The following is a 26,899-nucleotide window of genomic DNA, read 5'->3' on the forward strand; positions in this document are numbered from 1 at the left end:
GAATGACCGATGCTTGAACTCGCTGCTGGTTTTATCTGCCTCACTGCGCTGCTGACCTACGTGAACTACCGTTTCATCGGTCTGCCCCCCACCATTGGCGTGATGGTCACCGCGCTGATGTTCTCGTTGCTGCTGCAGGGTCTGAGCTTTCTGGGCTATCCCGGCCTGGAAGATCGCGTTCAGCAATTGATCGGCCAGATCGACTTCGGCGACCTGCTGATGAACTGGATGCTGTCCTTCCTGCTGTTCGCCGGGGCGCTGCACGTCAACCTGGGCGACTTGAGAAGCTACCGTTGGCCCATCGGCCTGTTGGCGACTTTCGGGGTGCTGATTGCCACCACGGTGATCGGCGCACTGGCCTACTGGATCTTTGCCCTGTTCGGCTGGCACGTCAGCCCGTTGTACTGCCTGCTGTTTGGTGCGCTGATCTCGCCCACCGACCCGATTGCGGTGCTCGGTGTGTTGCGTACGGCCAACGCCTCGAAACCGCTGAAGACCACGATCGTCGGCGAAAGCCTGTTCAACGACGGCACCGCGGTGGTGGTGTTCACCGTGCTGCTGGGTATCGCACAGCTGGGCGAGACGCCGACGGTTGGCGAAACCGCTCTGCTGTTCGTCCACGAAGCGGTGGGCGGTGTGCTGTTCGGCGGCCTGATCGGTTACGCCGTGTACCTGATGATCAAGAGCATCGAGCAGTATCAGATCGAGGTCATGCTCACGCTGGCGCTGGTGATCGGCGGCTCGGCGATGGCGTCTGAACTGCATGTGTCCGGTCCTATCGCGATGGTCGTGGCCGGCCTGATCATCGGCAACCTGGGACGCAATCTGGCGATGAACGACATGACCCGTCGTTACATGGACGGTTTCTGGGAGTTGCTGGATGACATGCTCAACGCGCTGCTGTTTGCGCTGATCGGCATGGAGCTGTTGCTGTTGCCGTTCTCGTGGCAGCACCTGATTGCGGCCAGCCTGCTGGCGGCGGCGATTCTGCTGTCGCGCTTCGTCACCGTCGCCCCGGCCATCCTGTTGTTGCGTCGCTGGCGCAAGGTGCCGCACGGCACGATCCGCATCCTCACCTGGGGCGGCTTGCGCGGCGGGGTCTCGGTTGCGCTGGCGTTGGCCCTGCCGACCGGGCCGGAACGCGATCTGCTGCTGAGTATCACCTACATCGTGGTGTTGCTGTCGATCCTTCTGCAGGGCCTGACCATCGGCAAGCTGGTGAATGCCGTTACCCGCGCCCCGCAGGCGAAAGAGCCGGCAGAGCATTGATCAGACCGATGCGGCGGCGCGCCGGTATTCACTGGGCGTCTGCTGCATCTCCACGCGGAAGTGTCGGTTGAAGTTGGACAGGTTGGCATAGCCGACTTCAAAGCAGATGTCTGACACCGACATCTCGCTGTGCAGCAGCAGCCGGCAAGCCCGCTGGACCCGCAGTTTGCGCATCAGATCGATAAAACAATGGCCCGTGGTGCGCTTGAAGAAGCGTGAGAACCCCGGATCGCTCATGTCCAGTCGCTGCGCGATAACGGACAGGCGAATATCGCTGGTCAATTCGGTCAGCAGATAGTCGAACGCCTTGTTGATCCGTTCGGAGCTGCGCGCATCCAGGGTCGGTGCATACCAGGTGCTGGCCAGCAGGCGAACCTCCTGCGCAGGCGCTTTCATAAGCGTGTTGACCAGTTGCAGAAACAGAATCAGCCGCTCCAGCCCCTGAGCAGGGCCAATCTTTTCAAGCAGGCGTGCAGCCTGCACCGCTGTCGCACCGGTGAACTCCAGGCCGCGTCGCGCCTGCTCGAACAGCCGCTGCAAGTCACCCATTTCCGGCAGCGTGCCGCGCAAGGCGAGCAACGCTACACCGTCGAACTGCAGCACCACGTCCCGCCCGGGCAGATGCTCACCGGGGGCCAGATCGCCAATCCAGTCATGCGGCAGATCCGGACCGATCAGGGCCACATGCCCTGCTGCGAACTCACCGATGTAATCACCGGCCACCAGCTTGCCGCTGCCCTGGCGGATCAGATGAATTTCGAATTCCGGATGATGGTTCCAGCGCGCCAGTGCGTAGGGATAGTCGTGCTCGTACCAGCGAAAGCAGTGGTCGGGCTGCGGGAGGATAACCTCAAGCTCGGCAGGGCGCTGCTCGAGCAAGGCGGCTCGGCTGTCAGGCACGGGATGCCCCTTTTTATCGTTATGAATGCGCTGTGGACGCTTGAACATACGCCCTCGCGCCTAGCCAAGGCTAGCCCGCGATCAAACCGGCACTGATACTTTTTTGCTTTCGGACCGCCGGAGCGCGCTCGGTTAAAAAAGTATCAGTCGATGATCCGCGCTGCGTTTGTTCAGCCCTCTGAGGGCTGCTGTAATCGAGCCGTCCACCAGGGTGACTCAACCGTGGCCAACAACAAAAACAATGACTCCCGCCAGACAAGGCGCGAGGTGGAGAGCACTAAGATGAACATTCGGAAAACGCTTTTCCTGTCCGCAGGCGTGTCCGCCGCCCTTTTCAACCTGACTGTCCAGGCCGCCGAAACCGTGACCATCGCCACGGTGAACAACGGCGACATGATCCGCATGCAGCGCCTGTCGAAAACCTTTGAGCAGCAGCATCCCGACATCAAACTCAACTGGGTAGTGCTCGAAGAAAACGTCCTGCGTCAGCGCCTGACCACCGATATCGCCACGCAGGGCGGCCAGTTCGACGTGTTGACCATCGGCACCTACGAGACCCCGCTATGGGGCGCCAAACAGTGGCTGGAGCCAGTCACCGGCCTTGCGCCGGACTACGATCTGGAGGATATCTTTCCTTCGGTGCGCCAAGGCTTGTCAGTCAAGGACACGCTCTATGCCCTGCCCTTTTACGGCGAAAGCACCATTACTTATTACCGCACCGATTTGTTCAAGCAGGCTGGCTTGAGCATGCCCGAACACCCGACCTGGACGCAGCTGGGCGAATTCGCCGCGAAGCTGCATCAGCCCGACAAGGGCGTTTACGGCATGTGCCTGCGCGGCAAGGCCGGTTGGGGTGAAAACATCGCTTTGCTCAGCACCATGGCCAATGCATTCGGCGCGCGCTGGTTCGACGAGCAATGGAAACCGCAATTGACCAGCCCGGAATGGAGCAAGGCTGCGAATTTCTACGTCAACACCCTGAAAAACTATGGCCCGCCGGGCGTGTCGAGCAACGGTTTCAACGAAACCCTCGCGCTGTTCAACAGCGGCAAATGCGCGGTGTGGGTGGATGCCAGCGTGGCCGGCTCGTTCACCACCGACAAGGCGCAGAGCAAGGTTGTCGACAGCGTCGGCTTTGCACCTGCGCCGGTTGAAGTGACTGACAAGGGCTCGTCATGGCTTTACGCCTGGTCGCTGGCGATACCGACCACCTCCAAGCACAAGGATGCGGCCAAGGCGTTCATCACCTGGGCGACGTCCAAGGCGTATATCCAGCTGGTCGCCGAGACAGACGGCATCAGCAACGTACCACCTGGCACCCGCACCTCCACCTACAGCGAGGCTTACCTGAAAGCTGCGCCGTTCGCCAAGGTCACGCTGCAGATGATGCAACACGCCGACCCGGCGCACCCGTCGGCCAAACCCGTGCCCTACGTTGGTATCCAGTACGTGACCATTCCGGAGTTTCAGGCCATTGGTACCTCGGTCGGCAAGCTGTTTTCTGCTGCGGTGACCGGGCAAACCACCACTGAACAGGCGCTCACAGCCGCGCAGGCGGTGACCGAACGCGAGATGAAACGTTCCGGCTACCCGAAGTAGAGCGCCAGCCCTCAACTGTATTGAACGGACGATGAACCCATGAAACGACTTGAAGGTAAAAGCGCGCTGATCACCGGATCGGCGCGAGGCATCGGCCGGGCGTTTGCGCAGGCGTACATTCACGAAGGCGCTCGTGTGGCGATTGCCGATATCGACCTGCAACGCGCACAGGCGACAGCGACAGAACTGGGACCCAACGCTTATGCGGTGCGGATGGACGTCACGGATCAGTCGTCCATCGATCAGGCCATCGCCGCAGTGGTCGCCCAGGTCGGCAAGCTGGATATCCTGATCAACAACGCCGCGCTGTTCGACCTGGCGCCGATCGTCGACATCACCCGCGACAGCTACGAGCGGCTGTTTTCGATCAATGTCGGCGGCACGCTGTTCACCTTGCAGGCAGCAGCCAGGCAAATGATCGCCCAAGGGCACGGCGGCAAGATCATCAACATGGCCAGCCAGGCCGGGCGCCGGGGCGAGGCGCTGGTGGCGGTGTATTGCGCGACCAAGGCTGCGGTGATCAGCCTGACCCAATCGGCCGGGCTGGACCTCATCAGGCACGGCATCAATGTCAACGCCATCGCGCCGGGTGTGGTCGATGGCGAACACTGGGACGGCGTCGATGCGCTGTTCGCCCGCCACGAAAACCGGCCGTTGGGCGAGAAGAAAAAGCTGGTAGGCGAGCAAGTGCCTTTCGGGCGCATGGGCACAGCGGACGATTTGACCGGCATGGCCATTTTCCTGGCTTCAGCGGACAGCGAATACGTGGTCGCCCAGACCTATAACGTCGACGGTGGCAACTGGATGAGTTGACGTGCGACGGCGGTAAAGATGAGCCGAACCGCGCAAAAAAGCCTGCAACTGCTTCCATTGCCGAAGCGATTGGCTAAGATGCGCGGACCGTCTGCTGCCTGAGGCGGCTCATTGATGTACAGGAGTACGAATGTCCACTGAAGAGGAGATCGCCATTTCCGGCGGTACACCTATGATCCCTGATCAGCGCCGGGAGCTGATGCTGCGTCAGTTACGCAAGCATCAGGTGCTCAGCGTGCATCAGTTGATGGAGATGTTCGATTGCTCGCACATGACCATCCGCCGCGACATCGCCCTGCTGGAGCAGGAAGGTCGTGCCTACTCGGTCACCGGAGGCGTGCGCATCGCCAGCCAGGTCCACAGCGAACCCAGCCACCAGTCCAAGGCGGTGGTGGAGTTGCCGCACAAGCAGGGCATGGCGCGGCTCGCAGCGGGGTTGTTGCACCCGGACATGACGATCTATCTGGACGCAGGCACCAGCACACTCGAAATCGTCCCGCACATCATCGCGCTGTCGGGCATGACCGTGGTCACCAATGATTTCGGCGTGGTCAACGCGTTGGCCGATGCTGCGCATGTGGATGTGATTCACACCGGAGGGCTGCTCGATCATCCGAACCGCTCCAGCGTTGGCGGCCTGGCAGCGGCAACCTTGCGCCAGCTGGCGACCGATGTGGCCTTCATGTCTACCAGCTCGTGGGACCTGCAACGCGGCACCACCACACCGTCGGCGCTGAAGGTCGAGGTCAAGCAGGCCGCCATGCAATCCGCCTCGCAAACCGTGCTGATCGCCACCAGCTCCAAATACGGCACCTTCGGCATGTACAAGGTCGCCGGGCTCGAACAGTTCGATACCATCATCACCGACGCGGCCCTGGCCGAAGCGGCTGCCGACGGGATTCGCAAGCAGCGTATCGAGTTGCTGCTGGCGCCAGTGGGCGGCCGTTCGAAGTAGGTTGCCTCAAGGCTGGCTGATACCAGAGGCAAATAGCGGGCATAAAAAAACCCGGTCTGGCGACCGGGTTTTTTGTGTCTAGCCGACTAACCGATTACTCAGTTGCCCGACTTCTTGGCAGCACGAGTACGCTCGCTTTCGCCAAGGATTTTCTTACGCAGGCGGATCGACTTTGGAGTCACTTCGCAGAGTTCGTCTTCTTGTACGAATTCCAGCGCTTGTTCCAGAGTGAAACGGATAGGCGGAACCAGAGCGATGGTTTCGTCTTTACCGGAAGCACGCATGTTGTCGAGCTTCTTACCTTTGGTTGGGTTTACACCCAGGTCGTTGTCGCGGCTGTTGATGCCGACGATCTGACCTTCGTACACGTCTTCGCCATGACCCAGGAACAGCTTGCCACGGGCTTGCAGTGTTTCCAGGGAGTAGGTCAGCGCCTTGCCGGTAGCAACCGAAACCAGAACGCCGTTCTGACGGCCGGACATGTCGCCAGACTTCATCACGTCGTAACGGTCGAAGATGCTGGTCAGGATGCCTGCGCCGGAAGTCAGGGTCAGGAACTCGTTACGGAAACCGATCAGGCCACGTGCCGGGATGTTGTACTCAAGGCGCACACGGCCCTTGCCATCCGGAACCATGTTGGTCAGGTCGCCTTTACGGTTACCCATTTGCTCCATGATCGCGCCCTGCGCTTCTTCAGGCAGGTCGATGGTGACGTTTTCGTACGGTTCGTGCTTGACGCCGTCAACCATGCGGATGATCACTTCAGGACGACCAACACCCATTTCGAAGCCTTCGCGACGCATGGTTTCGATCAGTACCGAGAGGTGCAGCTCACCACGGCCGGAGACCTTGAACTTGTCGGCGGTGTCGCCTTCTTCAACGCGCAGAGCAACGTTGTAGAGCAGTTCCTTGTCCAGACGCTCCTTGATGTTACGGCTGGTGACGAACTTGCCTTCCTTACCGCAGAACGGCGAATCGTTAACCTGGAAGGTCATCGAAACGGTAGGTTCGTCGACGGTCAGCGGCTTCATCGCTTCGACGTTCAGTGGGTCGCACAAAGTGTCGGAGATGAACAGCTGGTCGAAGCCGCTGATGCAGACGATGTCGCCGGCAGCTGCTTCTTCAACGTCGATGCGGTGCAGACCGTGGTGACCCATCAGTTTCAGGATACGGCCGTTACGCTTCTTGCCGTTGACGTCGATGGCAACCACCGGGGTGTTCGGCTTGACGCGACCACGAGCGATACGGCCAACACCGATGACGCCCAGGAAGCTGTTGTAGTCCAGTGCGGAAATCTGCATCTGGAACGGACCGTCACGGTCAACCTTTGGTGCAGGGACGTGATCGACAATCGCCTGGTACAGCGGGGTCATGTCTTCAGCCATGTCGGTGTGTTCCAGACCGGCAATGCCGTTCAGGGCCGAGGCGTAGACGACTTTGAAGTCCAGCTGCTCTTCGGTGGCACCCAGGTTGTCGAACAGGTCGAAGATCTGGTCCAGAACCCAGTCCGGACGCGCGCCTGGACGGTCAACCTTGTTGATGACCACGATTGGACGCAGGCCGGCTTCGAAAGCCTTCTTGGTCACGAAACGGGTTTGCGGCATAGGGCCGTCCTGGGCATCGACCAGCAGCAGTACGGAGTCGACCATCGACATCACGCGCTCTACTTCACCACCGAAGTCGGCGTGGCCCGGGGTGTCCACGATGTTGATGTGGTAGCCATTCCAGTTGATCGCGGTGTTCTTCGCGAGAATGGTAATACCGCGCTCTTTTTCCTGGTCGTTGGAGTCCATCACGCGCTCATCGTTGAGCTCGCCGCGCTCCAGAGTGCCGGATTGACGCAGGAGTTTGTCTACCAGGGTGGTCTTACCATGGTCAACGTGAGCAATGATGGCGATGTTACGTAGATTTTCGATCACTTGTGTATCTCGATCAGAGGATTCGGTCTGCTGACTGGTTAAGGACAGCGATTACTATTTTGAGTCGGCAAAAGCCGTAACGGCATGACGACAGGTGTCGGGGGGCCGGTGACGCAAGCCACAGGCAAACAGCCCCGGGCACTTAGCTCGGTCGATATACGCGCACATTGGCATGTCCCTCACTGAGCAAATGGTGGGCATGCAGGCGACTCATGACGCCTTTGTCGCAATACAGCAGGTACTGGCGCGTGTCATCCAGTGCCTTGAAACGGCTGTTCAATGCGTAGAACGGCAACGTCTGTATCTCCACGCCAGGGACTTGCAGCGGCTGGTCTTCCTGGGCATCCGGGTGACGGATGTCGAGGATCACCTGACCGGCCAGCGCCTGGCTGACTTCTTCTATATCGACATTGCGGCTCAGATCGTCGATAACCCGATCGATCGAAACCAGCTTCGCGCGTTCGAGCGCCTGCTCGAGAATCGCCATGTCGAACTGTTTTTCTTCGTACTCAACGCGATTTCGCTTGGCGTTGGTCTTTGGGTTGACCGAAATCACCCCGCAATACTCAGGCATGTGCCGGGCAAAATCAGCGGTGCCGATTTCAGTCGCCAGGTCCACGATGTCCTGCTTATGGGTGGCAACCAGCGGCCGCAGGACCAGCTTGTCGGTCGCCGCGTCAATCAGCGACAGGTTGGGTAGCGTCTGGCTGGCAACCTGTGAAATCGCTTCGCCGGTGACCAGCACATCGATTTCAAGACGATCAGCCACGGCAGATGCAGCGCGTAACATCATACGCTTCAAAACTACACCCATATGACTGTTATCGACTTTCTGCAGAATTTCTCCGAGAACTTCCTCGAACGGTACGCTGACGAACAGCACGCGCTGTGAACTGCCGTACTTCTTCCAGATGAAGTGCGCGACTTCCATCACGCCCAGCTCATGGGCTCGTCCGCCCAGATTGAAGAAGCAGAAGTGCGCCATCAGGCCGCGGCGCATGATCTGGTAGGCCGCAACGGTCGAATCGAACCCGCCGGACATCAATACCAGGGTCTGCTCCAGCGCGCCCAGCGGGTAACCGCCCATGCCCTGATGTTGGTCATGAACCACAAACAACCGTTGGTCGCGAATTTCCATGCGCACGACCAGATCGGGCTTTTTCAGCTCGATTCCGGCGGCGCCGCACTGCATGCGCAGCTTGCTGCCGACGTATTTCTCGACGTCCATAGAATTGAAGTCGTGTCGGCCGGCGCGCTTGCAACGCACTGAAAACATCTTGCCAGGCAACAGATCGGCGTAGTGCAGTTTGCACTTGGCAACCACGTCATCCAGATCGCCCAGCGGGTACTCGGCGACCTGCAGAAAGTTGGCGATGCCCGGCATGCAGCTCAGCCGTTCCCTGATGCCCTGCAGCACTTTGGGGTCGGTCAGGCGGGTTTCGACCTCAAGGTTGTCCCATACGCCACCCACGACAATGTCCGCGTCCAGTTCACGGAGCACGGTACGAATGTTCTTGCCCAGTTGCCGGATGAACTTCTTGCGCACCGGCGGGCTTTTAATGGTGATTTCTGGGAAAACTTTAACGATTAGTTTCATGGAAACGGAGCGTGAGGTGCCGACCAAAAAAGGGGGGCGCGGATTATAGCGGAAATTGCTCAAGGTTTAACCAGTTATCGTACACGCAATCAACGACGCACCAAAAAGAGTCGTCGCACCAAATTGTAGCGCCATAAAGGTGCGTGTTTTTCCCGTGTGGTGCGTTTTCGCCCCCTGAAAACCTGCGTTTGAGGCAAAAAACCCAACACGGGGCACTGGCATGCAAATTGCTCCCTTGTGAGGCAGGTTGCCTTGGCAGAGTATCTGCGCCGGCATCACCCAAATTCAAGGGACCATAACTCTATCAAGTCGGTCTCTAGCCACCCGGAGGACACCATGTCGAAGTCGGTTCAACTCATCAAAGATCATGACGTTAAATGGATTGATCTGCGCTTCACAGACACCAAGGGCAAGCAGCAGCACGTCACCATGCCTGCGCGCGATGCACTGGAAGACGACTTCTTCGAAGTCGGCAAAATGTTCGACGGTTCCTCCATCGCTGGCTGGAAAGGCATCGAAGCGTCCGACATGATTCTCCTGCCGGATGACGAAACCGCCCTGCTCGACCCGTTCACCGAAGAGCCGACCCTGGTTCTGGTGTGCGACGTGATCGAACCTTCGACCATGCAAGGCTACGACCGCGACCCGCGCGCCATTGCCCACCGTGCCGAGGAATACCTGAAGTCGACCGGTATCGGCGATACCGTATTCGTAGGTCCGGAGCCAGAGTTCTTCATCTTCGACGAAGTGAAGTTCAAGTCCGACATCTCCGGTTCCATGTTCAAGATCTTCTCCGAACAGGCCTCCTGGATGACCGACGGCGACGTCGATGGCGGCAACAAGGGCCACCGTCCGGGCGTCAAAGGTGGTTACTTCCCGCTGCCACCAGTCGACCACGACCACGAAATCCGTACCGCAATGTGCAACGCTCTGGAAGAAATGGGCCAGACCGTTGAAGTTCACCACCACGAAGTGGCGACTGCCGGCCAGAACGAAATCGGCGTGAAATTCAACACGCTGGTCAAGAAGGCTGACGAAGTTCAGACCCTCAAGTACTGCGTACACAACGTTGCCGACGCTTACGGCCGTACCGCTACTTTCATGCCCAAGCCACTGTACGGTGACAACGGCTCGGGTATGCACGTACACATGTCCATCTCCAAGGATGGCAAGAACACCTTCGCAGGCGAAGGCTATGCCGGTCTGTCCGATACCGCCCTGTACTTCATCGGCGGCATCATCAAGCACGGCAAGGCTCTGAACGGCTTCACCAACCCGTCGACCAACTCCTACAAGCGTCTGGTCCCAGGTTTCGAAGCACCGGTCATGCTGGCCTACTCGGCGCGTAACCGCTCCGCATCGATCCGTATTCCTTACGTCAACAGCCCACGCGGCCGTCGTATCGAAGCACGCTTCCCGGATCCGGCAGCCAACCCGTACCTGGCATTCGCTGCTCTGTTGATGGCTGGCCTGGACGGTATCCAGAACAAGATCCACCCTGGCGACGCAGCTGACAAAAACCTGTATGACCTGCCGCCTGAAGAGGCCAAAGAGATCCCACAAGTTTGCGGCAGCCTGAAAGAAGCCCTGGAAGAACTGGACAAGGGCCGCGCGTTCCTGACCAAGGGCGGCGTCTTCAGCGACGACTTCATCGATGCCTACATCGAGTTGAAAAGCGAAGAAGAAATCAAGGTTCGCACCTTCGTACACCCACTGGAATACGAGCTGTACTACAGCTGCTGATCCAGCAACGCCAGCATTGTTGGCGTTACAGGAGACCTCCTTCGGGAGGTCTTTTTTTTGCCCGGATTTTACCGCGTGAACTTTTGTTCACCCTGCAACACTGGCTCTGCCCGGTCGCCTGGAGTTAAATCTGCACCTCCCAACCGAACCGAGATGGAACTGCCATGCGCCTTATTCTGGCCACTTCCCTGCTGACGATGACGTTCATGTCTACCTGTTTCGCCTTCACTGCCGAGCAGAAGCCTTCTGCACTTGAACCTCTGCTGCAAGCGATCAGCGAGCGCCTGACCATCGCCGATCAAGTTGCCCTGAGCAAGTGGGACAGCGGCAAGGCCGTCGAGGACCCGCCGCGCGAGCTGCAAGTGATCAGTGCCGCCCAGGCCCGTGCTGCCGAGTTCAAGCTCAACCCCGATGACGTTCAACGCCTGTTCCGCGCCCAGATCGAAGCCAATAAACAGGTGCAGAACGCCCTGCTCGCCCAGTGGCACGCGGCAGGTAAGGCGCCCGACACGGTCAGGCTCAGCCTGGTCGATGACATCCGTCCGAAACTGGATCGCCTGCAGACCCAGTTGCTCCAGGCCTACGCGGACTTCCAGCCACTGCGCAAGGCGGAAACCTGCCAGATGCAACTGGATGCGGCGCTGAAGCGTTATCAGACCGACCCGATTCACGATCAGGCGCTGGTACTGGCCACAGCCGACCTTTGCCCTGCGAAACTCTGACACATCAGGCGGATAGCGCAGCATAGGGCGATGTGTTCTATGCTGACGGCCAATCTTGCCCCGCTGTCGAGAGTCTCATGCGTCAAAGTCTGATTTGCCTGCTGCTGTTGATCAGCCTGCCCGCGCTGGCGCAGATCTATAAGTACACCGATGCGAACGGTAACACCGCGTTCAGCAACCAGCCGCCCAACGGGGCCAAGACCGAAGTGGTCGAGTTGCCGCCACTCAACAGCATCGAAACGCAGACGCCTTCAAGACCGGTCGTCAACAGTGCGCCGCAGCCGGCCCCTGCGGCGCCACAATCGCAGCCACAAACGACCTACGACGTGCTGGAACTGAAAGACCTGCCCACCGACGAAGCGTTACGCGCCAACAATGGCACGTTCATCATCGGTGTGAAGATCCAGCCACGCCTGCAACCGACTCACAGCCTGCAATTGCTGCTGGACGGCAACCTGTACGGGCAGCCCTCCAACCTGCCGCGCTTTCAGGTGGTCAACGTAGATCGCGGTGAACACAGTTTCGCGGTAGTCGTGAAAGACGGCGAGCGGATCATTCAGCAGAGTGAAACCATCACCCTGACCGTACAGCGCGTACACCTCGGCAAGCCATGAGCAGATACACGATGCGCGGTCTGCTGACCTGCCTGTTGCTGCTCTTGACGCTGCCCGCAGTGGCCGACGTCTACACCTATATCGACGCGCAGGGTAATCGGGTGTTTACCGACCAGCCGCGCAAGAACGCTACTCGCGTCGACATCGCGCCCAGCAACAACATGACCGGCACACCGCCGACCCGCACCTTGAAGGCCCACCCTGCCAAACCTGCAGTACAACCGATGTTTCATTACCAGTTGCTGAGAATTCTGGTGCCCGAACCGGACGCTACCCTGGTCAATCCCAGTGGCGACCTGATCGTTACCGTCACCAGCGAACCGGTGTTACAGGCGGGGCACAGCTACCGGCTGCTGCTGGATGGCGTTGCCGTGGGCCAGGCCGGCCGCAGTCCGGTGTTTCCGTTGAGCAATGTGGATCGCGGCACGCATCAACTGTCGGTAGAAATTTTCGACGAGCTCGGCCGTGTTCTGGAAAAAACCCCGAACCAGCCGTTTCACGTACAGCGCATTTCCCTGGCGCAAAAGCGCGCGACTCATCCCTGCAAGGAGGATGACTACGGCGCGCGTCCGGAGTGTCCGCTCAAGGACAAGCCGGAACCAAAAAGCAGCATCCTGCCCTTCTTCTGATCTCGCCAAATCGCCAGCACCTTTTTGGTGCGCTCAATGTCTGCCTGCGCAACAATACAGCCCAATCTGGTTCAGGAAGCCTGGCCGGGTAGCGCCGTGTGCGGGCACTCTCTACAAAAACGGCCCGATTTTGCAGATAAAGCGCTTCTTTTCGGAGCCTTGGTTTGTTTTTTGCAACTTCACTGACATAGCACCGTATTGGTGGCCTTGCTCCTGCTGGTGCAGACCAACCAGCACCCGCATTGCGCGACTGCAATGTGCCAAAAGAGGTCAACACGATTCATGACTATCAGCGATGCGCTGCACAGACTGTTACTGGATAACCTGACCACTGCCACCATTCTGCTCAACGCTGACCTGCGACTTGAGTATATGAACCCGGCGGCGGAAATGCTGCTGGCCATCAGCGGGCAGCGCAGCCATGGGCAATTCATCAGCGAGCTGTTCACCGAGTCGGCCGAAGCATTGAGTTCGCTGCGTCAGGCAGTCGAGCAGGCTCATCCTTTTACCAAGCGCGAAGCGATGCTCACCGCACTGACCGGTCAGACCCTGACTGTCGACTATGCGGTGACGCCTATCCTCAGCAAGGGCGATACCCTGCTGTTGCTTGAAGTACACCCGCGTGACCGGCTGTTGCGCATCACCAAAGAAGAAGCTCAGCTGTCCAAGCAGGAAACCACCAAGATGCTGGTGCGTGGCCTAGCTCACGAAATCAAGAATCCGCTGGGCGGCATTCGCGGAGCCGCACAACTGCTGGCCCGCGAGCTGCCTGAAGAAAGTCTCAAGGACTACACCAACGTCATCATCGAAGAGGCCGACCGCCTGCGTAATCTGGTCGACCGCATGCTCGGCTCCAACAAGCTGCCATCGCTGGCGATGACCAACGTGCACGAAGTGCTCGAGCGCGTGTGCAGCCTGGTCGAGGCCGAAAGCCAGGGCTGCATCACCTTGGTGCGCGACTACGACCCGAGCATTCCCGACGTGTTGATCGACCGCGAGCAAATGATCCAGGCCGTGCTCAATATCGTGCGCAACGCCATGCAGGCCATCAGCGGCCAGAACGAATTGCGCCTTGGCCGGATCACCCTGCGTACCCGCGCCATGCGCCAGTTCACCATCGGCCACGTTCGCCATCGACTGGTGAGCAAGATCGAAATCATCGACAACGGCCCCGGTATTCCGGCCGAGCTTCAGGAAACCATTTTCTACCCCATGGTCAGTGGCCGCCCGGACGGTACGGGATTAGGTCTTGCCATTACCCAGAACATCATCAGCCAGCACCAGGGTCTGATCGAGTGTGACAGCCATCCCGGCCACACCACGTTCTCGATCTTCCTGCCGCTGGAACAAGGAGCAGCTTCGACATGAGCCGTAGTGAAACTGTCTGGATCGTAGACGACGATCGTTCTATCCGCTGGGTACTGGAAAAAGCCTTGCAACAGGAAGGCATGACCACGCAAAGCTTCGACAGCGCCGACGGGGTGATGAGCCGTCTGGCCCGTCAGCAACCGGACGTGATCATTTCCGACATCCGCATGCCGGGTGCCAGCGGTCTGGACCTGCTGGCGCGGATTCGCGAGCAGCATCCGCGTCTGCCGGTGATCATCATGACCGCCCACTCGGACCTGGACAGCGCCGTGGCGTCCTATCAGGGCGGCGCGTTCGAGTACCTGCCAAAGCCGTTCGACGTCGATGAAGCCGTGTCGCTGGTCAAGCGCGCCAATCAGCACGCTCAGGAACAACAGGGCCTGGACGTTGCACCGACGCTGACCCGCACCCCTGAAATCATTGGCGAAGCGCCAGCGATGCAGGAAGTGTTTCGCGCCATCGGCCGTCTGAGTCACTCCAACATCACGGTGTTGATCAACGGTGAGTCGGGGACCGGCAAGGAATTGGTCGCTCATGCCTTGCATCGCCACAGCCCGCGTTCGGCCTCGCCGTTCATTGCGCTGAACATGGCGGCGATCCCCAAGGACCTGATGGAGTCCGAGCTGTTCGGGCATGAAAAAGGCGCCTTCACCGGCGCGGCCAACCTGCGTCGTGGGCGCTTCGAACAGGCCGACGGCGGCACGCTGTTTCTCGATGAAATCGGTGACATGCCCGCCGACACCCAGACTCGTCTGTTGCGTGTACTGGCGGATGGCGAATTCTACCGGGTCGGCGGTCACACGCCGGTCAAGGTCGATGTGCGCATCATTGCTGCCACCCACCAGAATCTGGAAACCCTGGTGCAGGCCGGCAAGTTCCGCGAAGACTTGTTTCACCGCCTGAACGTGATCCGCATCCACATTCCGCGCATGTCAGACCGTCGCGAAGACATCCCGACCCTGGCCAAGCACTTCCTCAGCCGCGCGGCTCAGGAACTGGCGGTCGAGCCCAAGTTGCTCAAGGCCGAGACCGAGGAGTACCTCAAGCATCTGCCGTGGCCTGGCAACGTGCGTCAGCTGGAAAACACCTGCCGCTGGATCACGGTCATGGCGTCGGGTCGTGAAGTGCACATCAGCGACCTGCCGCCGGAACTGCTGAGCCTGCCGCAGGACGCCGCGCCGGTCACCAACTGGGAACAGGCGCTGCGCCAGTGGGCCGACCAGGCATTGTCTCGCGGTCAGTCCAGCCTGCTGGACAGCGCCGTGCCGACCTTCGAGCGGATCATGATCGAAACCGCCCTCAAGCACACCGCTGGCCGCCGCGATGCCGCCGTGCTGCTGGGCTGGGGCCGCAACACCCTGACCCGCAAGATCAAGGAACTGGGCATGAAGATCGATGGCGGGGATGACGACGAGGCTGACGAAGGCTGAGCCGTCCTCAAGACGTTCACTGCCATTTCTGACAGTTACCCGCAACGCCCATTAATGATTAGCTTCTTTTGACTCCACTCAAGGAGTCATAAGGAGCTGATCAATATGGAAAGTGCATTACTCGGCGAACCTGACGCCCGACAGCACGCCAACAATTTACGTTTGCTTGCGGCACTGCCGCGTGGTGCAGGCATTGAACGACGCGAGCGGATTGTTGACTACGAAATCGTCGAACTCGCCGCACTGCTGCGCGAAGGCAACCCGCAAAGACTGACCGCCGAACAGGTGCTAGTCGAATACTGGAGCCGCATCACCCGGTTCAACGGCCCGCAAGAAACCTACGGCGATAACGGTAAATACAACGCTTTTGTGCGGCTGGAAGATTTCTCGACACTGTTGGAGCAGGCAAGACTCGCCGATCAATGGCTGACGACTCCAGACGATCAACGCGGCCCGGCGCCTCCGTTGTGCGGAATTCCCTTCGGTATAAAAGACTCTTTCGCCATTCAGGGCCTTGAAAGCAAAAACGGCACTCAGGCCTTTTCCGGCAACCTGGCATTACGTGATGCGACATGCGTAGCCCGGCTGAGGGCTCAGGGCGCTCTTATTATCGGTCATACCATCTGCTCCGAACTCTCGACCCACACGGTCGGCCAGTTTGCCGGGAACGCATGGGACCCGATACGTACGCCGGGCGGGTCCAGTCAGGGCTCGGGGGTCGCCCCGATTGCACGACTGTGCGCCGCAGCGCTGGGCGAAGAGACGGCCGGCTCGATTATCATTCCTGCGGCTGCGAATGGCGCCAGCGCAATAAAACCATCGCTGGGACTGGTGTCTGGCGCCGGCGTGATGCCCCTGCGAAGCGGCTGGGACGTGGTCGGCCCCATGGCCCGTTCGATCCGCGATGCGTCGCTGATACTGTCCATAATTGCCGGCCCTGATGGAGAAAACGACCCGCAAAGTCTGTCGGCCCCATCGATAGGCGAGCAGCTTTCCATTACCCCGACCCCCGGTTCTCTTCCTCTGGAAGGGCTGACCATAGGCATTCCGCAGACGGACTGGATGTCGTCGTCCGGTCAACCCCCTGCGCAGTCTTACGACGAGGACTACAGCGCAGCGTTTATCAGGTTCAAGGATCAGCTCGAGACGCTGGGTGCAAGGGTCATCGACTTTCCTTGGCTGGATGCTGAAATTCTTGAAAACATTCCTTACTCCTCGCCAGAACCCATTCATGACGTGCTGGACAGTGATGGCAGCACTCTGATGAGAGTCAACGCCCAAGCCGTGACCAGTTACGCCAACCAACTGGAAACCCGGCACTGGTCGGCCGTACGTGACTTTGCAGACGTGTTGGAGAATCAAGACGACAGAGACTATTTGCTACGAAGATATCCGGAGTTATTCGATCAGGTTGCCTCACTGATTCCAGTGGGGATCAGACTCGAAGCAGAGAACAGACGCCGTCTACAGCAGGGGCATTTTGAAAAGGCCCTGAATGACTATCAGATTGACTTCATGATGGTGCTGCCGCTCGGTGCTCACGTCGGCGAGCGGGCAGACGCACTGGTGAGGACACTACCGGTACAGCGCACGTACTTCGATATGCCCAACGCGCTGGCCTGGCCCATGCTGACACTGCCCATCGGGCATGGCGCGACCGGCGTCCCAAAGCAATTACCCGTTACGGCGGCGTTCTGGGGCAGGCGCTTCAGTGAACCACTGCTCGTACAAGCCGCCATCGACTTTCAGACGCACTATTGCGAGTATCACACCAAAGCGCCGCCAGACCCGGATTTCGCCTCGCCCGTAGCGTTTCATCTCTGGACACTGGACGAGATTCCTTGGCAATACTCAGCCGATCCGCTGGTCATTGCCGAGGGCAGGAGGAAAAAATCATGAACCAGACCTCCTTCTTTGTTATCCAGTGGAAGCCACTGAACAACCCGGCGTTGCTGCCCGCGCAGACGAGTGAGCCGCCAGACGCATTTTTCAACGTCCGATGGCGGCCCACGCAAGGTCTGAGTTATTACCCGGAAACGGCTGTGCTTACTCAGCCAGAGAAGGTTTTTCCCACAGGTTGATCCCGCCTTCTACCGCAAAGCTGTCGATCTCGGTCAGTTCTTCGGGGCTGAACGCGAGGTTCTTCAGCGCGCCGACGTTTTCAATGATCTGCTCGGGACGGCTCGCACCGATCAACGCTGAGGTCACGCGCGGATCGCGCAACGTCCAGGCCAGGGCCATTTGTGCCAGGCTCTGACCGCGACGCTGGGCGATTTCGTTGAGCGCGCGCACGTGGGCGATGTTCTGCTCGGACAGGTGCGAAGCCTGCAGCGAGCCGCCCCCCGGACGATTGACCCGCGCATCCTTGGGCACGCCGTTCAGGTACTTGTCCGACAGCAGCCCTTGGGCCAACGCAGTAAACGCGATCACGCCAGCGCCCAGCTCTTCGGTAGCGTCGAGCAAGTCTTTCTCGACCCAGCGGTTAAGCAGGTTGTAGGCAGGCTGATGAATCAGCAGCGGTACTTTCCACTCTTTGAGTAACGCAGCTATTTCGCGGGTCTTGGCCCCGGAATACGACGAGATACCGATGTACAACGCCTTGCCCTGCTGAACCGCGGTGGCCAACGCGCTGGCGGTTTCTTCCAGCGGAGTGTCCGGGTCGAAACGGTGGGAATAGAAGATGTCGACGTAATCGAGGCCCATACGTTGCAGGCTCTGATCAAGGCTGGCGAGCACGTATTTACGTGAACCACCGCCCTGCCCGTACGGCCCTGGCCACATGTCCCAGCCGGCCTTGCTGGAGATGATCAATTCATCACGGTAGTGCTTGAAGTCTTCGCGCAGCAGACGGCCGAAGTTGATCTCGGCGCTGCCGTACGGCGGGCCATAGTTGTTGGCCAGGTCGAAATGATTGATGCCCAGATCGAACGCCGTGCGCAGCATGGCGCGCTGGGTGTCGATCGGCGTGCTGTCACCGAAGTTGTGCCACAAGCCCAAAGACAGTGCCGGAAGCACCAGCCCGCTGCGGCCGGTACGGCGATAAGGCATGTCTTCGTAACGATTTTCGGCAGCGATGTAGGTCATTGAATCCTCTCTTGTCTGGGGGATATTCGAGGCGTCTTGATTGCGTTTGCGAACAGGTGAGGCCTGTTCGCAACGCCGGAATCATGGCTTTTGCCAGACAACCTGCTGAATGTCGACCCGCTTGGGTATCAAGTGGTTGTCGTAAAACAGATCAGCGGTCGCCTGCTGCGCGCGTACGATCTCCGGCGTGATCGGCAGGCTGGGTGATACAGGCCGATGGTCAAGATACTGAGTCATGACCGCTTCGGACAAGCCCATGCTGCGCGCCAGTATCTGAATACTCTCGGCACGCTGCGAGCGCGACAATCCGTCGGCCACCGTCAGTTCGTCGAGCACCTGCTGCACGAGCGCTGCATTTTCCTCGGCAAACGCTCGCCGTGCGGTATAGAACGGCCCGGACAATCCAAGCCCCTCGCCGTTGGCCAGCAGACGAGTGTGGCCTTCGCTCATGGCGATGGAGTAGTAAGGGTCCCAGATCGCCCAGGCATCGACACTGCCGTTTTCAAAGGCCGCGCGAGCATCGGCGGGGGTCAGGTAGATTGGCTGAATATCCTTGAACGTCAGGCCTGCTTTGTTGAGCAAACGCAGCACCACGTTATGCGAGCTGGAGCCTTTCTGCAGAGCGACCTTGCGGCCTTTCAATTCTGCGACGCTGTGCACCGGGCTTTCGTTGCGCACCAACAGGGTTTCCACCTGCGGCTTGGGTGGCTCGGCACCGATGTAGACCAGGTCGGCACCTGCGACCTGGGCGAAAATCGGCGGAATGTCGCCGGTGGAGGCGATGTCCAGGCTGCCAATGTTCAGCGCCTCCAGCATCTGCGGCCCGGCCGGAAACTCGACCCATTTGATTTTCTTCTGGGGAAAACGCTTTTCCAGCAGGCTATGCTCCTTGGCCAGCACCAGCGTGATCGAACCCTTCTGATAGCCGATGCGAAGGGTGTCGGGCTCGTCGGCAGCAGCTGTACCGAACAGGCCGCTAAAGGCCAGAATGGCGGCGATAAACGTAAATGATTTCATGGGTGATCCCTTAATTCTGTATAAAAATCTGCCTTTGATTCTGGCCGAAGGCCGTGGGAGCCCGCTTTCTGCGCTCATCAGGACTTGCATGCGGCAACGATCAAAATCTATAAGCAGGCCGTTGCAAGCCCAGGTTTTCGCGCAAGGTCGTGCCTTCATACTCGGTGCGAAACAGCCCGCGCCGCTGCAGCTCCGGCACCAGCAGTCTCGCGACATCTTCGAGACCGCCCGGCAGGTGCGGCACCAGCACATTGAAGCCATCCGCCGCGCCTTGCTCGAACCAGCGTTGCAACTCATCGGCTATCTGCTCCGGCGTGCCGATCAGGCTGTAGTGCCCTCGCCCACCGGCAATCCGTCGCCCCAGTTGCGCCAGGGTCAGGTTTTCCTGATCGGCCAGTTCGGTGAGCAGTTTCTGCCGGCTGCGCTGGCCGCTGTCGGTCAATGGCAATTCCGGCAGCGGGCCGTCCAGCGGGTAGCCCGACAGGTCGAAATTGCCCAGCATGCGGCCCAGCAGAGCGACCCCGACCTGAGGCTCGACCAGCTCCTGAAACGACTCGAATTTAGCTTTCGCCAAGGCTTCGGTTTCGGCCACGACGATGAACACGCCGGGCATGATTTTCAGAGAATCGACGGCCCGCCCGTAAGCACTCAGACGGCCCTTGAGGTCAGCGTAGAAAGCTTGCGCACTGGCCAGCGAGGTCTGCGCGGTGAATACCACTTCCGCCGTCTGCGCCGCCAGATCACGTCCGACTTCCGAGGAACCGGCCTGCACCACCACCGGCTGACCCTGCGGCGAACGCGCCACGTTCAGCGGGCCTTTGACGCGGAAATGCTCGCCCTCATGATTAAGCACATGCAGTCTGGCCGGGTCGTAATACTCGCCACTGGCCTTATCGCGGGTGAAGGCGTCGTCTGCCCAACTGTCCCACAGGCCGGTCACCACCTGATGAAACTCTCGTGCGCGGCTATAGCGCTCGGCATGCCCCACATGCTCGGCGCGACCGAAGTTCTGCGCTTCGGCGGCGGCATCTGACGTCACCAGATTCCAGCCCGCTCGCCCACCGGAGAGATGATCCAGCGAGGCGAACTTGCGGGCTACGTGATACGGCTCGTTGTAGGTGGTGGTCGCTGTCGCGATCAGACCAATATGCTCGGTCACCGCGCTGAGTGCCGAGAGCAGGGTCAGTGGTTCGAAATGATCGGAGCGCGCCATGCGGCTGGCGATATCACCCGTCGCGGCAGCCACGCTGTCGGCGACGAACAACGCATCGAATTTTGCCGCCTCCGCGACCCTGGCCACGTGCCGGTAATGCTTGAAATCCAGCCCTGCATCCGCAGGCACGTCCGGGTGCCGCCAGGCAGCGACATGGTGCCCGGTGGCCATCAGGAAAGCGCCCAGTTTCATCTGTCGAGCAGTCGTGCTCATACCTCACTCCTTACGTGTTGCCTGGGGTCTCGGCTCAAAAATCCTTGCGTAACTGCACGCCGAAATAACGCTCGTCATCACGCGGTACGGATCGGTAAACGTAATTCCCGCCGGTGGCGAGCATTGGCGAATAGGACTTGTCGGCCAGGTTCTTGCCCAGCAGTGCAACGCGCCAGCCGCTGTTGTAATCCGCCAGTGCCACGCTGGCGTTCCAGATGCCGTAAGCGCCCTGTTTGGTGTCCGGGTTCTGGCTGATGTCGTACTGCACTTCGCTCTGCCAGCTGTAATCGGTGCCCAGTTCGATATCCAGGCCGTTATCCAGCGGGATGGTGTAGTCGGCGCGCACGTAGCTTTTCCAGTCCGGGCTGTACGGCAGGGTTTTACCGTCGACGTTGCAGGACGCCGCCGCACCGGCCGGGCAGGCGAAGCTGTCGATGCGTGCTCTGGTGTAGGACAGCGCCCCGGAGAATTTCAGGTTTCGGGTGGCTTGCAGGGCGTAATCCAGCTCGACGCCTTCGGTGCTGACACTGCCGGCGTTGATCAGGCGCGTCACGACCTGTCCGGCAACACTGTCGAAGAAATTCGCCTGATAGTTGTCGTACTCGCTGTGGAACACCGCCAGATTGGTGGTCAGGCGATTGTTCCAGGTGGTGGCCTTGAGGCCGACCTCCCAGGTGTTCGAGGTTTCCGGCTTGAGCGCCTCGGTGTCACGCGGCTGCATGTTGAAGAACACGTTGTAGGCCGGGCCTTTGTAGCCGCGCGAGTAGGTGATGTAGGTCATCACACTGTCGCTCAGGTCGTACTGCAAACCGAGACGCCCGGACTCGCCGTCTTCATCCACCGAGCCGGAACTGCTGGTCGCTGGCTGAATGCCGCTGACAGTCGTAGCCGATGTCGATACGCGGCGATGATCGTATTCCAGATCATCATGGGTCCAGCGTGCCCCAACAATCGCTCGCAAGTCCGGTGTGAAGTTGAACGTGGTTTCGCCGAACACCGAATAGCTGTCGGTGGTGGTGCTGTAGTCGGCGATGCCGCGATCCTGAGTCGTCGGTGTGATCAGCGTGCGCTGATAGGTCTCGTCGCTCTTGCCGTGCATGTAAAACAGACCGCCGACGTATTCGACAAACTGGCCTTTCGGCGACGCCAGACGCAGCTCCTGGGAATACTGGTTGAACGCCAGATCGCCCTTGTCTTCGGTGCCGGGGAACGCCGCAGTGACAGTGCCAAGCCGGTCGCCGTCCTGATACTGCGTGTTGTCCCAGCCGCGCCAGGCGGTGATAGAGGTCAGGGTGTAGTCGCCCAGTTGCCAGTCGAGCTGACCGGACAGGCCTTTGTTGACGTCCTCGACATGGCTGCGGTAATCGCTGACGACATTGCGGTTATCGCTGTCGGCACGTACCGGCGCCAGGGCACTGGCGAAGGACGGGGTCAGCGCTTTGCTCACCACACCGTTGGGCGCATCGTCATGGGACTGCATGTAGTCCGCTGCGAGGGTGAAGGTGATGTCGTCATTGGGCGTGAATTCCAGCTTGCCGCGTGCGCCCTTGCGGTTGTAGCCGTTGATTTCCTGACCATTGAGCTTGTTATCGACATTGCCGTCATAGCTGCCGAACAACGTCGTGATCGAGCCTTTGAGGGTCTGCGGAATCAGGCTGCCGCCAATACCGAAACGGGTGCGGCTTTCATTGCCGCTGTAATAGGACTGATCGATGTAACCGTGAGTCTCTTCGGTCGGTGCCTTGGTGGTGACGTTGAGCACGCCCGCCGAAGCGTTCTTGCCGAACAGCGTGCCTTGCGGGCCGCGCAGCACTTCGATGCGTTCCAGGTCGAGCAAGTCCAGCGTGGCCTGACCCGGACGCGCATACACCACACCATCGATCACAGTGGCCACCGTCGGTTCGACGCCTGGCGAGGTGGAAATGGTGCCGACACCGCGAACGAACAGCGAAGTGTCCTTGTTGGAAGCCCCGGTGCGGAAATTCAACGATGGCACCTGCTGCACGATGCTGGCCACGCCATTACGGTTATCGCGTTCCAGTTGTTCGCCCTCGATCACGGACACGGCGACCGGTACTTTTTGCAGCGATTCTTCGCGGCGTGTGGCGGTCACGGTCACCGATTCCAGCGCTACTGTTTCTGTATTCTGCCCTGCCGCTGTCTCTGCCATGGCCGGAACACACGGCAATGCCGTCAGCCCCATCAGCAACCACCCACAACGGCGCCCCCGCGCCGTATGAGCCTGATCGATCGCCTGCGCCAGAAGCGTGTGTCTGACGCTATCCCCACCTGTTGTGTGCATCTGCGTGCCTACCTGAAATATGCGCTGATCCGACAGTGCGATGCGCACTGGCGCCTATGCGTGCTGACTAAACCGGGTCCGGGCATTCGCGGTGGCGAGTAGCAGACAAACCATCTTTGTTAGCGCTAACATCGCCAGTATCAGGAAACGACTGATAGATCGTCCAATACTGAAAAATTAGTTTTATATTCTTTTTACTTTTATGCGAAGTGATCGAGCATGGCCGACGAGAAGCCTCTGATACGCAAACGCCGAGGCGCAGGCCGGGTGACGATCACCGCCGTGGCGCGTCAGGCAGGGGTGTCGGCCATTACCGTGTCGCGCTATTTCAATCAACCGGAACAGGTTTCGTCCGAACTGCGCGAGCGGATTGCGAGCACAGTCAGTGCACTGGGCTACGTGCCCAATCTGGTTGCTGGCGGCCTGGCATCGGCACGCAGCCGGGTGGTAGCGATGGTAATTCCCAACATCTCCGGGCCGATCTTTGCCAATACCATTCAGGGCTTCAGCGACACACTGAGCCGGCACGGTTTCCAGTTGCTGCTGGCGTCCAGCTACTTTTCCGCAGAGCAGGAGGAAAGCGCAGTGCGGGCGTTCCTGGGCTGGTCACCGGCGGCACTGGTGCTGACCAGCCGCTTTCACAGCCCTGCTACCGAGAACATGATCGAGCAGACCGATGTCCCGGTGATCGAAACCTGGGACCATCAACCCGACCGCAGCCCGATCCAGATCGGCTTTTCGCACTACGACGTCGGCGTGATGGCAGCCCGTTATCTGCATGACAAAGGCTACCGTCGCATCGCATTCGTACAGAACAGCATCGCGGGCGACTTCAGCGCACTGGAGCGTCGCGACGGCTATGCCGCAACCGTGGAAGGGCTAGGTATCACGCCGTGGGTTTTCGTCCCGGACGCGGATCGAGCGCCCTTCGAGGCTGGCAAACAGGCGATGGACACCCTGATGAACCAAGCGCCCCGCCCTGACGCGATCTTCTTCGCCAACGACAACCTGGCAGCCGGCGCCCTGCTCGCCAGCCAGCGCGCAGGCCTGAGCATTCCACAGGATTGTGCCGTGATGGGCTTTGGCGATTACGCCTTCGCAGAAATGATGCTGCCCAGCCTGACCACCATCAAACCGCCCGCCCTGCAGATCGGCGTAATGGCTGCGACGCGGGTGCTTGAAAGCCTCGGTGTATTACCGCTAGAGGGAGAAGTACAACGCCTGAATCTGCTGGAGTGCAGCCTGGTGGAACGGGAGAGTACCTGAGCCCGGCGCAATCTCGAGCCTACGCTGGAGCGTGAGGAACGATGACCCTGTAACCATCGTGCGACGCTCCGCGTCGCATGCCGTTCTGGACGCTCCGCGTCCTCTCCTGATTATGTGGCGCGGCGCAGAACGTGAGGGACGATAGTTGTAACCGCCCCCCACGCCCCGATCAACGCACCAGGTGCAGGAACTGCATATGCCGTTCGTACTGATCGAGCACGTCGTTGATGACTTGTTCCTTGGTGTAACCCACCAGGTCGTAGTCCTGACTACCCTCGCTCAAGTGCACCTCGGCGCGGTAGTAGCGGCGGTTGTTCAATTGCTTGGAGCCCATGCCGCCTCGGGCGAACGACGGAGTGAAGAAGCCTTTCATCTGCACTTGGTAAATGAACGGACGTTCTTCACCATGGCCGATTTCCAGGGTCACCGAGTCGTTGGACGGGTCAGGTACGTTGACCACATTCAAGCCCTTCTCGACGAACACCGCCGTCACTTCTTCAATCGCCGGACGCACGGTCTGATCGAGGAAGCGATACACCTCGTCTCGCGACGGGTAATGCACCGCCTGGCTCAGACGCTGACGCCAGCCGCCGCGTCGTGAACCGGACACTGGCGCCAGCGAGTACAACTGGGCGATCTTGCGCTGCGACTCCATGACGAACGCCTTGTGCAGCCCCCACATCATCAGCAACAGAATCAACGAGAATGGCAACGACGTCAGCACCACGGCCGATTTCAGCGCATCGATGCTGCCCGAGAACAGCAAGCCACTGGTGATCAACGCCGTGGCCACACCCCAGAACACCCGCAGCCATTTCGGACCGTCTTCGTCAGGGTTGCCGCCTTTGGCTGACAGTGTCGACAGCACCACCGTGCCCGAATCGGCCGAGGTGACGAAGAACACGAAGCTGATGAACACCGTGACCGCGATGACCGTCTTGCTCCACGGATAGGTTTCCAGCAGCAGGTACAGGGTCATCGACGGATCATCGATAGCCGATTGACCCAGCGCCGTCATGCCGTGGTTGAGCACTTGATCGATGGCGCTGTTGCCGAAGATCGACATCCAGGCCAGGGTGAAACCCAGCGGGATCAGCAACACACCGAAGACGAACTCGCGGATGGTCCGGCCACGGGAGATACGCGCAATGAACAGGCCTACGAACGGCGCCCAGGCAATCCACCAGGCCCAATAGAACACCGTCCAGCCGCCCAGCCAGTCACTCGGCTCGTTATAGGCGTACACGTCGAAACTCTTGCTCGGCAGTGCGCCCAGGTAGTCACCGATGTTCTGCACAAGTGTATTAAGCAAATGCTGAGTCGGGCCGGCAAACAGCACGAACAGCAACAGCGCACAGGCCAGCAGCATGTTGATGTCGGACATGACGCGTACGCCCTTGTCGACCCCGGCGATCGCTACCAGAATCGCCGCGCCCATCATCAGGGTGATCAGGCCGACCTGAATCCAGTGGGTGTGCGCCACGCCGAACAGGTAGTCCAGACCGGAATTGAGGTGCAGCACCCCGAAGCCCATGTCTGCGCCGAGCCCGAAGATGGTCGCAATAATGCCGAAGCCATCGACCGCATAGCCAATAGGGCCATTGATGCGTTTGCCGATCAGCGGATACAGCGCCGAGCGCAGGGCCAGCGGCAGGTTATGGCGATAAGCGAAATAGGCCAGCGCCATACCGACGAACGCGAACACGCCCCAGCCATGCAGACCCCAGTGCAGAAACAGCAACTGCATGCCCTGGCGTGCTGCTTCGGCGGTACCGCCCTCGCCCTGCGGTGGCTGCAGCAGGTGCGTCAGGGGTTCTGAAACGCAGAAAAAGAACAGCGTGATGCTGATGCCGGCGGCAAACAGCATGCCGGCCCATGACAGGTAACTGAACTCGGGTTCGTCGTGGTCGGCACCGAGCTTGATCTTGCCGAAGCCCGACAAGGCGGTGACCACCACGAAGACCAGGTACAGGGTCATGACCATCATGTAGTACCAGCCTACCGTGTTGGCCGCCCAGTTTTGCGCCGCCAGCAGCCATTCGCCGCTGGCTTGCGGGAACGCGATCACGACGATGCCGAAAATCAGAATAAAACTCGCAGCGAAATAGAACACTGGAGCATTCATGCGAACCATGCCGCTTGAAGAGGAACTCGAAGAACTCATCGGTTGAGTACCTCCGGACTGATAAAACCAATTGCAAAAAGCGGATACGGCAAGGGTAAGCCTCCTGTTGTGAGCGGGCAGC

The 26,899-nt window shown here is 59.7% G+C and carries 22 protein-coding genes; 14 read left to right on the plus strand and 8 right to left on the minus strand.

The features are described from left to right. Nucleotides 1-9: 9 nt before the first annotated feature. On the plus strand, nucleotides 10-1,269 hold the full coding sequence (locus V476_RS09375) for a cation:proton antiporter (protein WP_003343805.1): 1,260 nt from the start codon (nucleotides 10-12) through the stop codon (nucleotides 1,267-1,269). Here V476_RS09375 and V476_RS09380 read toward each other — a convergent pair whose 3' ends face one another. After that, nucleotides 1,270-2,169, minus strand: coding sequence for an AraC family transcriptional regulator (locus V476_RS09380; protein WP_024960328.1), 900 nt, complete (start codon nucleotides 2,167-2,169; stop codon nucleotides 1,270-1,272). A 282-nt stretch (nucleotides 2,170-2,451) separates the two neighbouring features. On the opposite strand from V476_RS09380, the gene V476_RS09385 reads away from it, so the two are divergent. The 3 genes from V476_RS09385 (at nucleotide 2,452) to V476_RS09395 (ending at nucleotide 5,536) form a co-directional block, all read left to right on the plus strand. Beyond that, nucleotides 2,452-3,768, plus strand: coding sequence for an ABC transporter substrate-binding protein (locus V476_RS09385; protein WP_024960327.1), 1,317 nt, complete (start codon nucleotides 2,452-2,454; stop codon nucleotides 3,766-3,768). 39 nt (nucleotides 3,769-3,807) lie between these two features. After that, a complete protein-coding gene (locus V476_RS09390; RefSeq protein WP_024960326.1) occupies nucleotides 3,808-4,581 on the plus strand; it encodes an L-iditol 2-dehydrogenase in 774 nt (257 codons plus the stop codon). A gap of 130 nt (nucleotides 4,582-4,711) precedes the next feature. Next, complete coding sequence (locus V476_RS09395; protein ID WP_003316379.1) at nucleotides 4,712-5,536, plus strand: DeoR/GlpR family DNA-binding transcription regulator; 825 nt, start codon at nucleotides 4,712-4,714, stop codon at nucleotides 5,534-5,536. Between the two features lie 98 nt (nucleotides 5,537-5,634). Here V476_RS09395 and typA read toward each other — a convergent pair whose 3' ends face one another. Both typA and thiI read right to left on the minus strand, forming a co-directional pair. Then, nucleotides 5,635-7,455, minus strand: coding sequence for a translational GTPase TypA (typA, locus tag V476_RS09400; protein ID WP_003316380.1), 1,821 nt, complete (start codon nucleotides 7,453-7,455; stop codon nucleotides 5,635-5,637). Nucleotides 7,456-7,597: 142 nt separating this feature from the next. Then, nucleotides 7,598-9,052: a tRNA uracil 4-sulfurtransferase ThiI gene (thiI, locus tag V476_RS09405; RefSeq protein WP_024960325.1), complete on the minus strand. Its 1,455-nt coding sequence runs from the start codon at nucleotides 9,050-9,052 to the stop codon at nucleotides 7,598-7,600. A 336-nt stretch (nucleotides 9,053-9,388) separates the two neighbouring features. Between thiI and glnA the strand changes: the two genes are divergently transcribed. From glnA to V476_RS28100, 8 genes are all read left to right on the plus strand, one after another. After that, nucleotides 9,389-10,795, plus strand: coding sequence for a glutamate--ammonia ligase (gene glnA, locus V476_RS09410; RefSeq protein ID WP_003343817.1), 1,407 nt, complete (start codon nucleotides 9,389-9,391; stop codon nucleotides 10,793-10,795). A gap of 164 nt (nucleotides 10,796-10,959) precedes the next feature. Then, on the plus strand, nucleotides 10,960-11,517 hold the full coding sequence (locus tag V476_RS09415; RefSeq protein WP_003343819.1) for a chorismate mutase: 558 nt from the start codon (nucleotides 10,960-10,962) through the stop codon (nucleotides 11,515-11,517). Between the two features lie 77 nt (nucleotides 11,518-11,594). Further along, nucleotides 11,595-12,131 carry a DUF4124 domain-containing protein gene (locus V476_RS09420; RefSeq protein ID WP_024960324.1) on the plus strand — a complete coding sequence of 179 codons (537 nt, stop codon included), beginning with the start codon at nucleotides 11,595-11,597 and terminating at the stop codon, nucleotides 12,129-12,131. An 11-nt stretch (nucleotides 12,132-12,142) separates the two neighbouring features. Beyond that, a complete protein-coding gene (locus tag V476_RS09425; protein WP_024960323.1) occupies nucleotides 12,143-12,760 on the plus strand; it encodes a DUF4124 domain-containing protein in 618 nt (205 codons plus the stop codon). A gap of 282 nt (nucleotides 12,761-13,042) precedes the next feature. Next, nucleotides 13,043-14,128 carry a nitrogen regulation protein NR(II) gene (glnL, locus tag V476_RS09430; protein ID WP_002555720.1) on the plus strand — a complete coding sequence of 362 codons (1,086 nt, stop codon included), beginning with the start codon at nucleotides 13,043-13,045 and terminating at the stop codon, nucleotides 14,126-14,128. Continuing rightward, entirely contained in the window at nucleotides 14,125-15,558 is a 1,434-nt protein-coding gene (ntrC, locus tag V476_RS09435) for a nitrogen regulation protein NR(I) (RefSeq protein WP_024960322.1), read from the plus strand. The genes glnL and ntrC overlap by 4 nt, the downstream gene beginning before the upstream one ends. Before the next feature lie 105 nt (nucleotides 15,559-15,663). After that, nucleotides 15,664-17,457, plus strand: coding sequence for an amidase (locus V476_RS09440; protein ID WP_024960321.1), 1,794 nt, complete (start codon nucleotides 15,664-15,666; stop codon nucleotides 17,455-17,457). Then, nucleotides 17,454-17,639: a hypothetical protein gene (locus tag V476_RS28100; RefSeq protein ID WP_146050777.1), complete on the plus strand. Its 186-nt coding sequence runs from the start codon at nucleotides 17,454-17,456 to the stop codon at nucleotides 17,637-17,639. Before V476_RS09440 ends, V476_RS28100 begins: the two co-directional genes overlap by 4 nt. On the opposite strand, the gene mgrA is transcribed toward V476_RS28100, so the two are convergent. The 4 genes from mgrA to V476_RS09460 form a co-directional block, all read right to left on the minus strand. Then, the gene (gene mgrA / locus V476_RS09445) at nucleotides 17,605-18,642 is read right to left on the minus strand and encodes an L-glyceraldehyde 3-phosphate reductase (protein WP_003426913.1); all 1,038 of its coding nucleotides are present in this window, start codon (nucleotides 18,640-18,642) and stop codon (nucleotides 17,605-17,607) included. The genes V476_RS28100 and mgrA overlap by 35 nt on opposite strands. Before the next feature lie 81 nt (nucleotides 18,643-18,723). After that, complete coding sequence (locus V476_RS09450; RefSeq protein ID WP_027903026.1) at nucleotides 18,724-19,659, minus strand: sulfonate ABC transporter substrate-binding protein; 936 nt, start codon at nucleotides 19,657-19,659, stop codon at nucleotides 18,724-18,726. 100 nt (nucleotides 19,660-19,759) lie between these two features. Next, a complete protein-coding gene (locus V476_RS09455; protein WP_024960320.1) occupies nucleotides 19,760-21,085 on the minus strand; it encodes an LLM class flavin-dependent oxidoreductase in 1,326 nt (441 codons plus the stop codon). A gap of 34 nt (nucleotides 21,086-21,119) precedes the next feature. Beyond that, on the minus strand, nucleotides 21,120-23,387 hold the full coding sequence (locus tag V476_RS09460; RefSeq protein ID WP_032629331.1) for a TonB-dependent receptor: 2,268 nt from the start codon (nucleotides 23,385-23,387) through the stop codon (nucleotides 21,120-21,122). On the opposite strand from V476_RS09460, the gene V476_RS28845 reads away from it, so the two are divergent. Together V476_RS28845 and V476_RS09465 are read left to right on the plus strand one after the other, a co-directional pair. Continuing rightward, nucleotides 23,322-23,489, plus strand: a complete 168-nt coding sequence (locus tag V476_RS28845; RefSeq protein ID WP_003384477.1) for a hypothetical protein — start codon at nucleotides 23,322-23,324, stop codon at nucleotides 23,487-23,489. The genes V476_RS09460 and V476_RS28845 overlap by 66 nt on opposite strands. Before the next feature lie 117 nt (nucleotides 23,490-23,606). After that, nucleotides 23,607-24,653, plus strand: a complete 1,047-nt coding sequence (locus tag V476_RS09465; protein WP_024960318.1) for a LacI family DNA-binding transcriptional regulator — start codon at nucleotides 23,607-23,609, stop codon at nucleotides 24,651-24,653. Nucleotides 24,654-24,822: 169 nt separating this feature from the next. Here V476_RS09465 and betT read toward each other — a convergent pair whose 3' ends face one another. Next, a complete protein-coding gene (gene betT, locus V476_RS09470) occupies nucleotides 24,823-26,778 on the minus strand; it encodes a choline BCCT transporter BetT (RefSeq protein WP_205902143.1) in 1,956 nt (651 codons plus the stop codon). Nucleotides 26,779-26,899: the final 121 nt, after the last annotated feature.

It is taken from the genome of Pseudomonas syringae KCTC 12500, assembly GCF_000507185.2.
In the GTDB taxonomy this organism is placed as follows: domain Bacteria; phylum Pseudomonadota; class Gammaproteobacteria; order Pseudomonadales; family Pseudomonadaceae; genus Aquipseudomonas; species Aquipseudomonas syringae.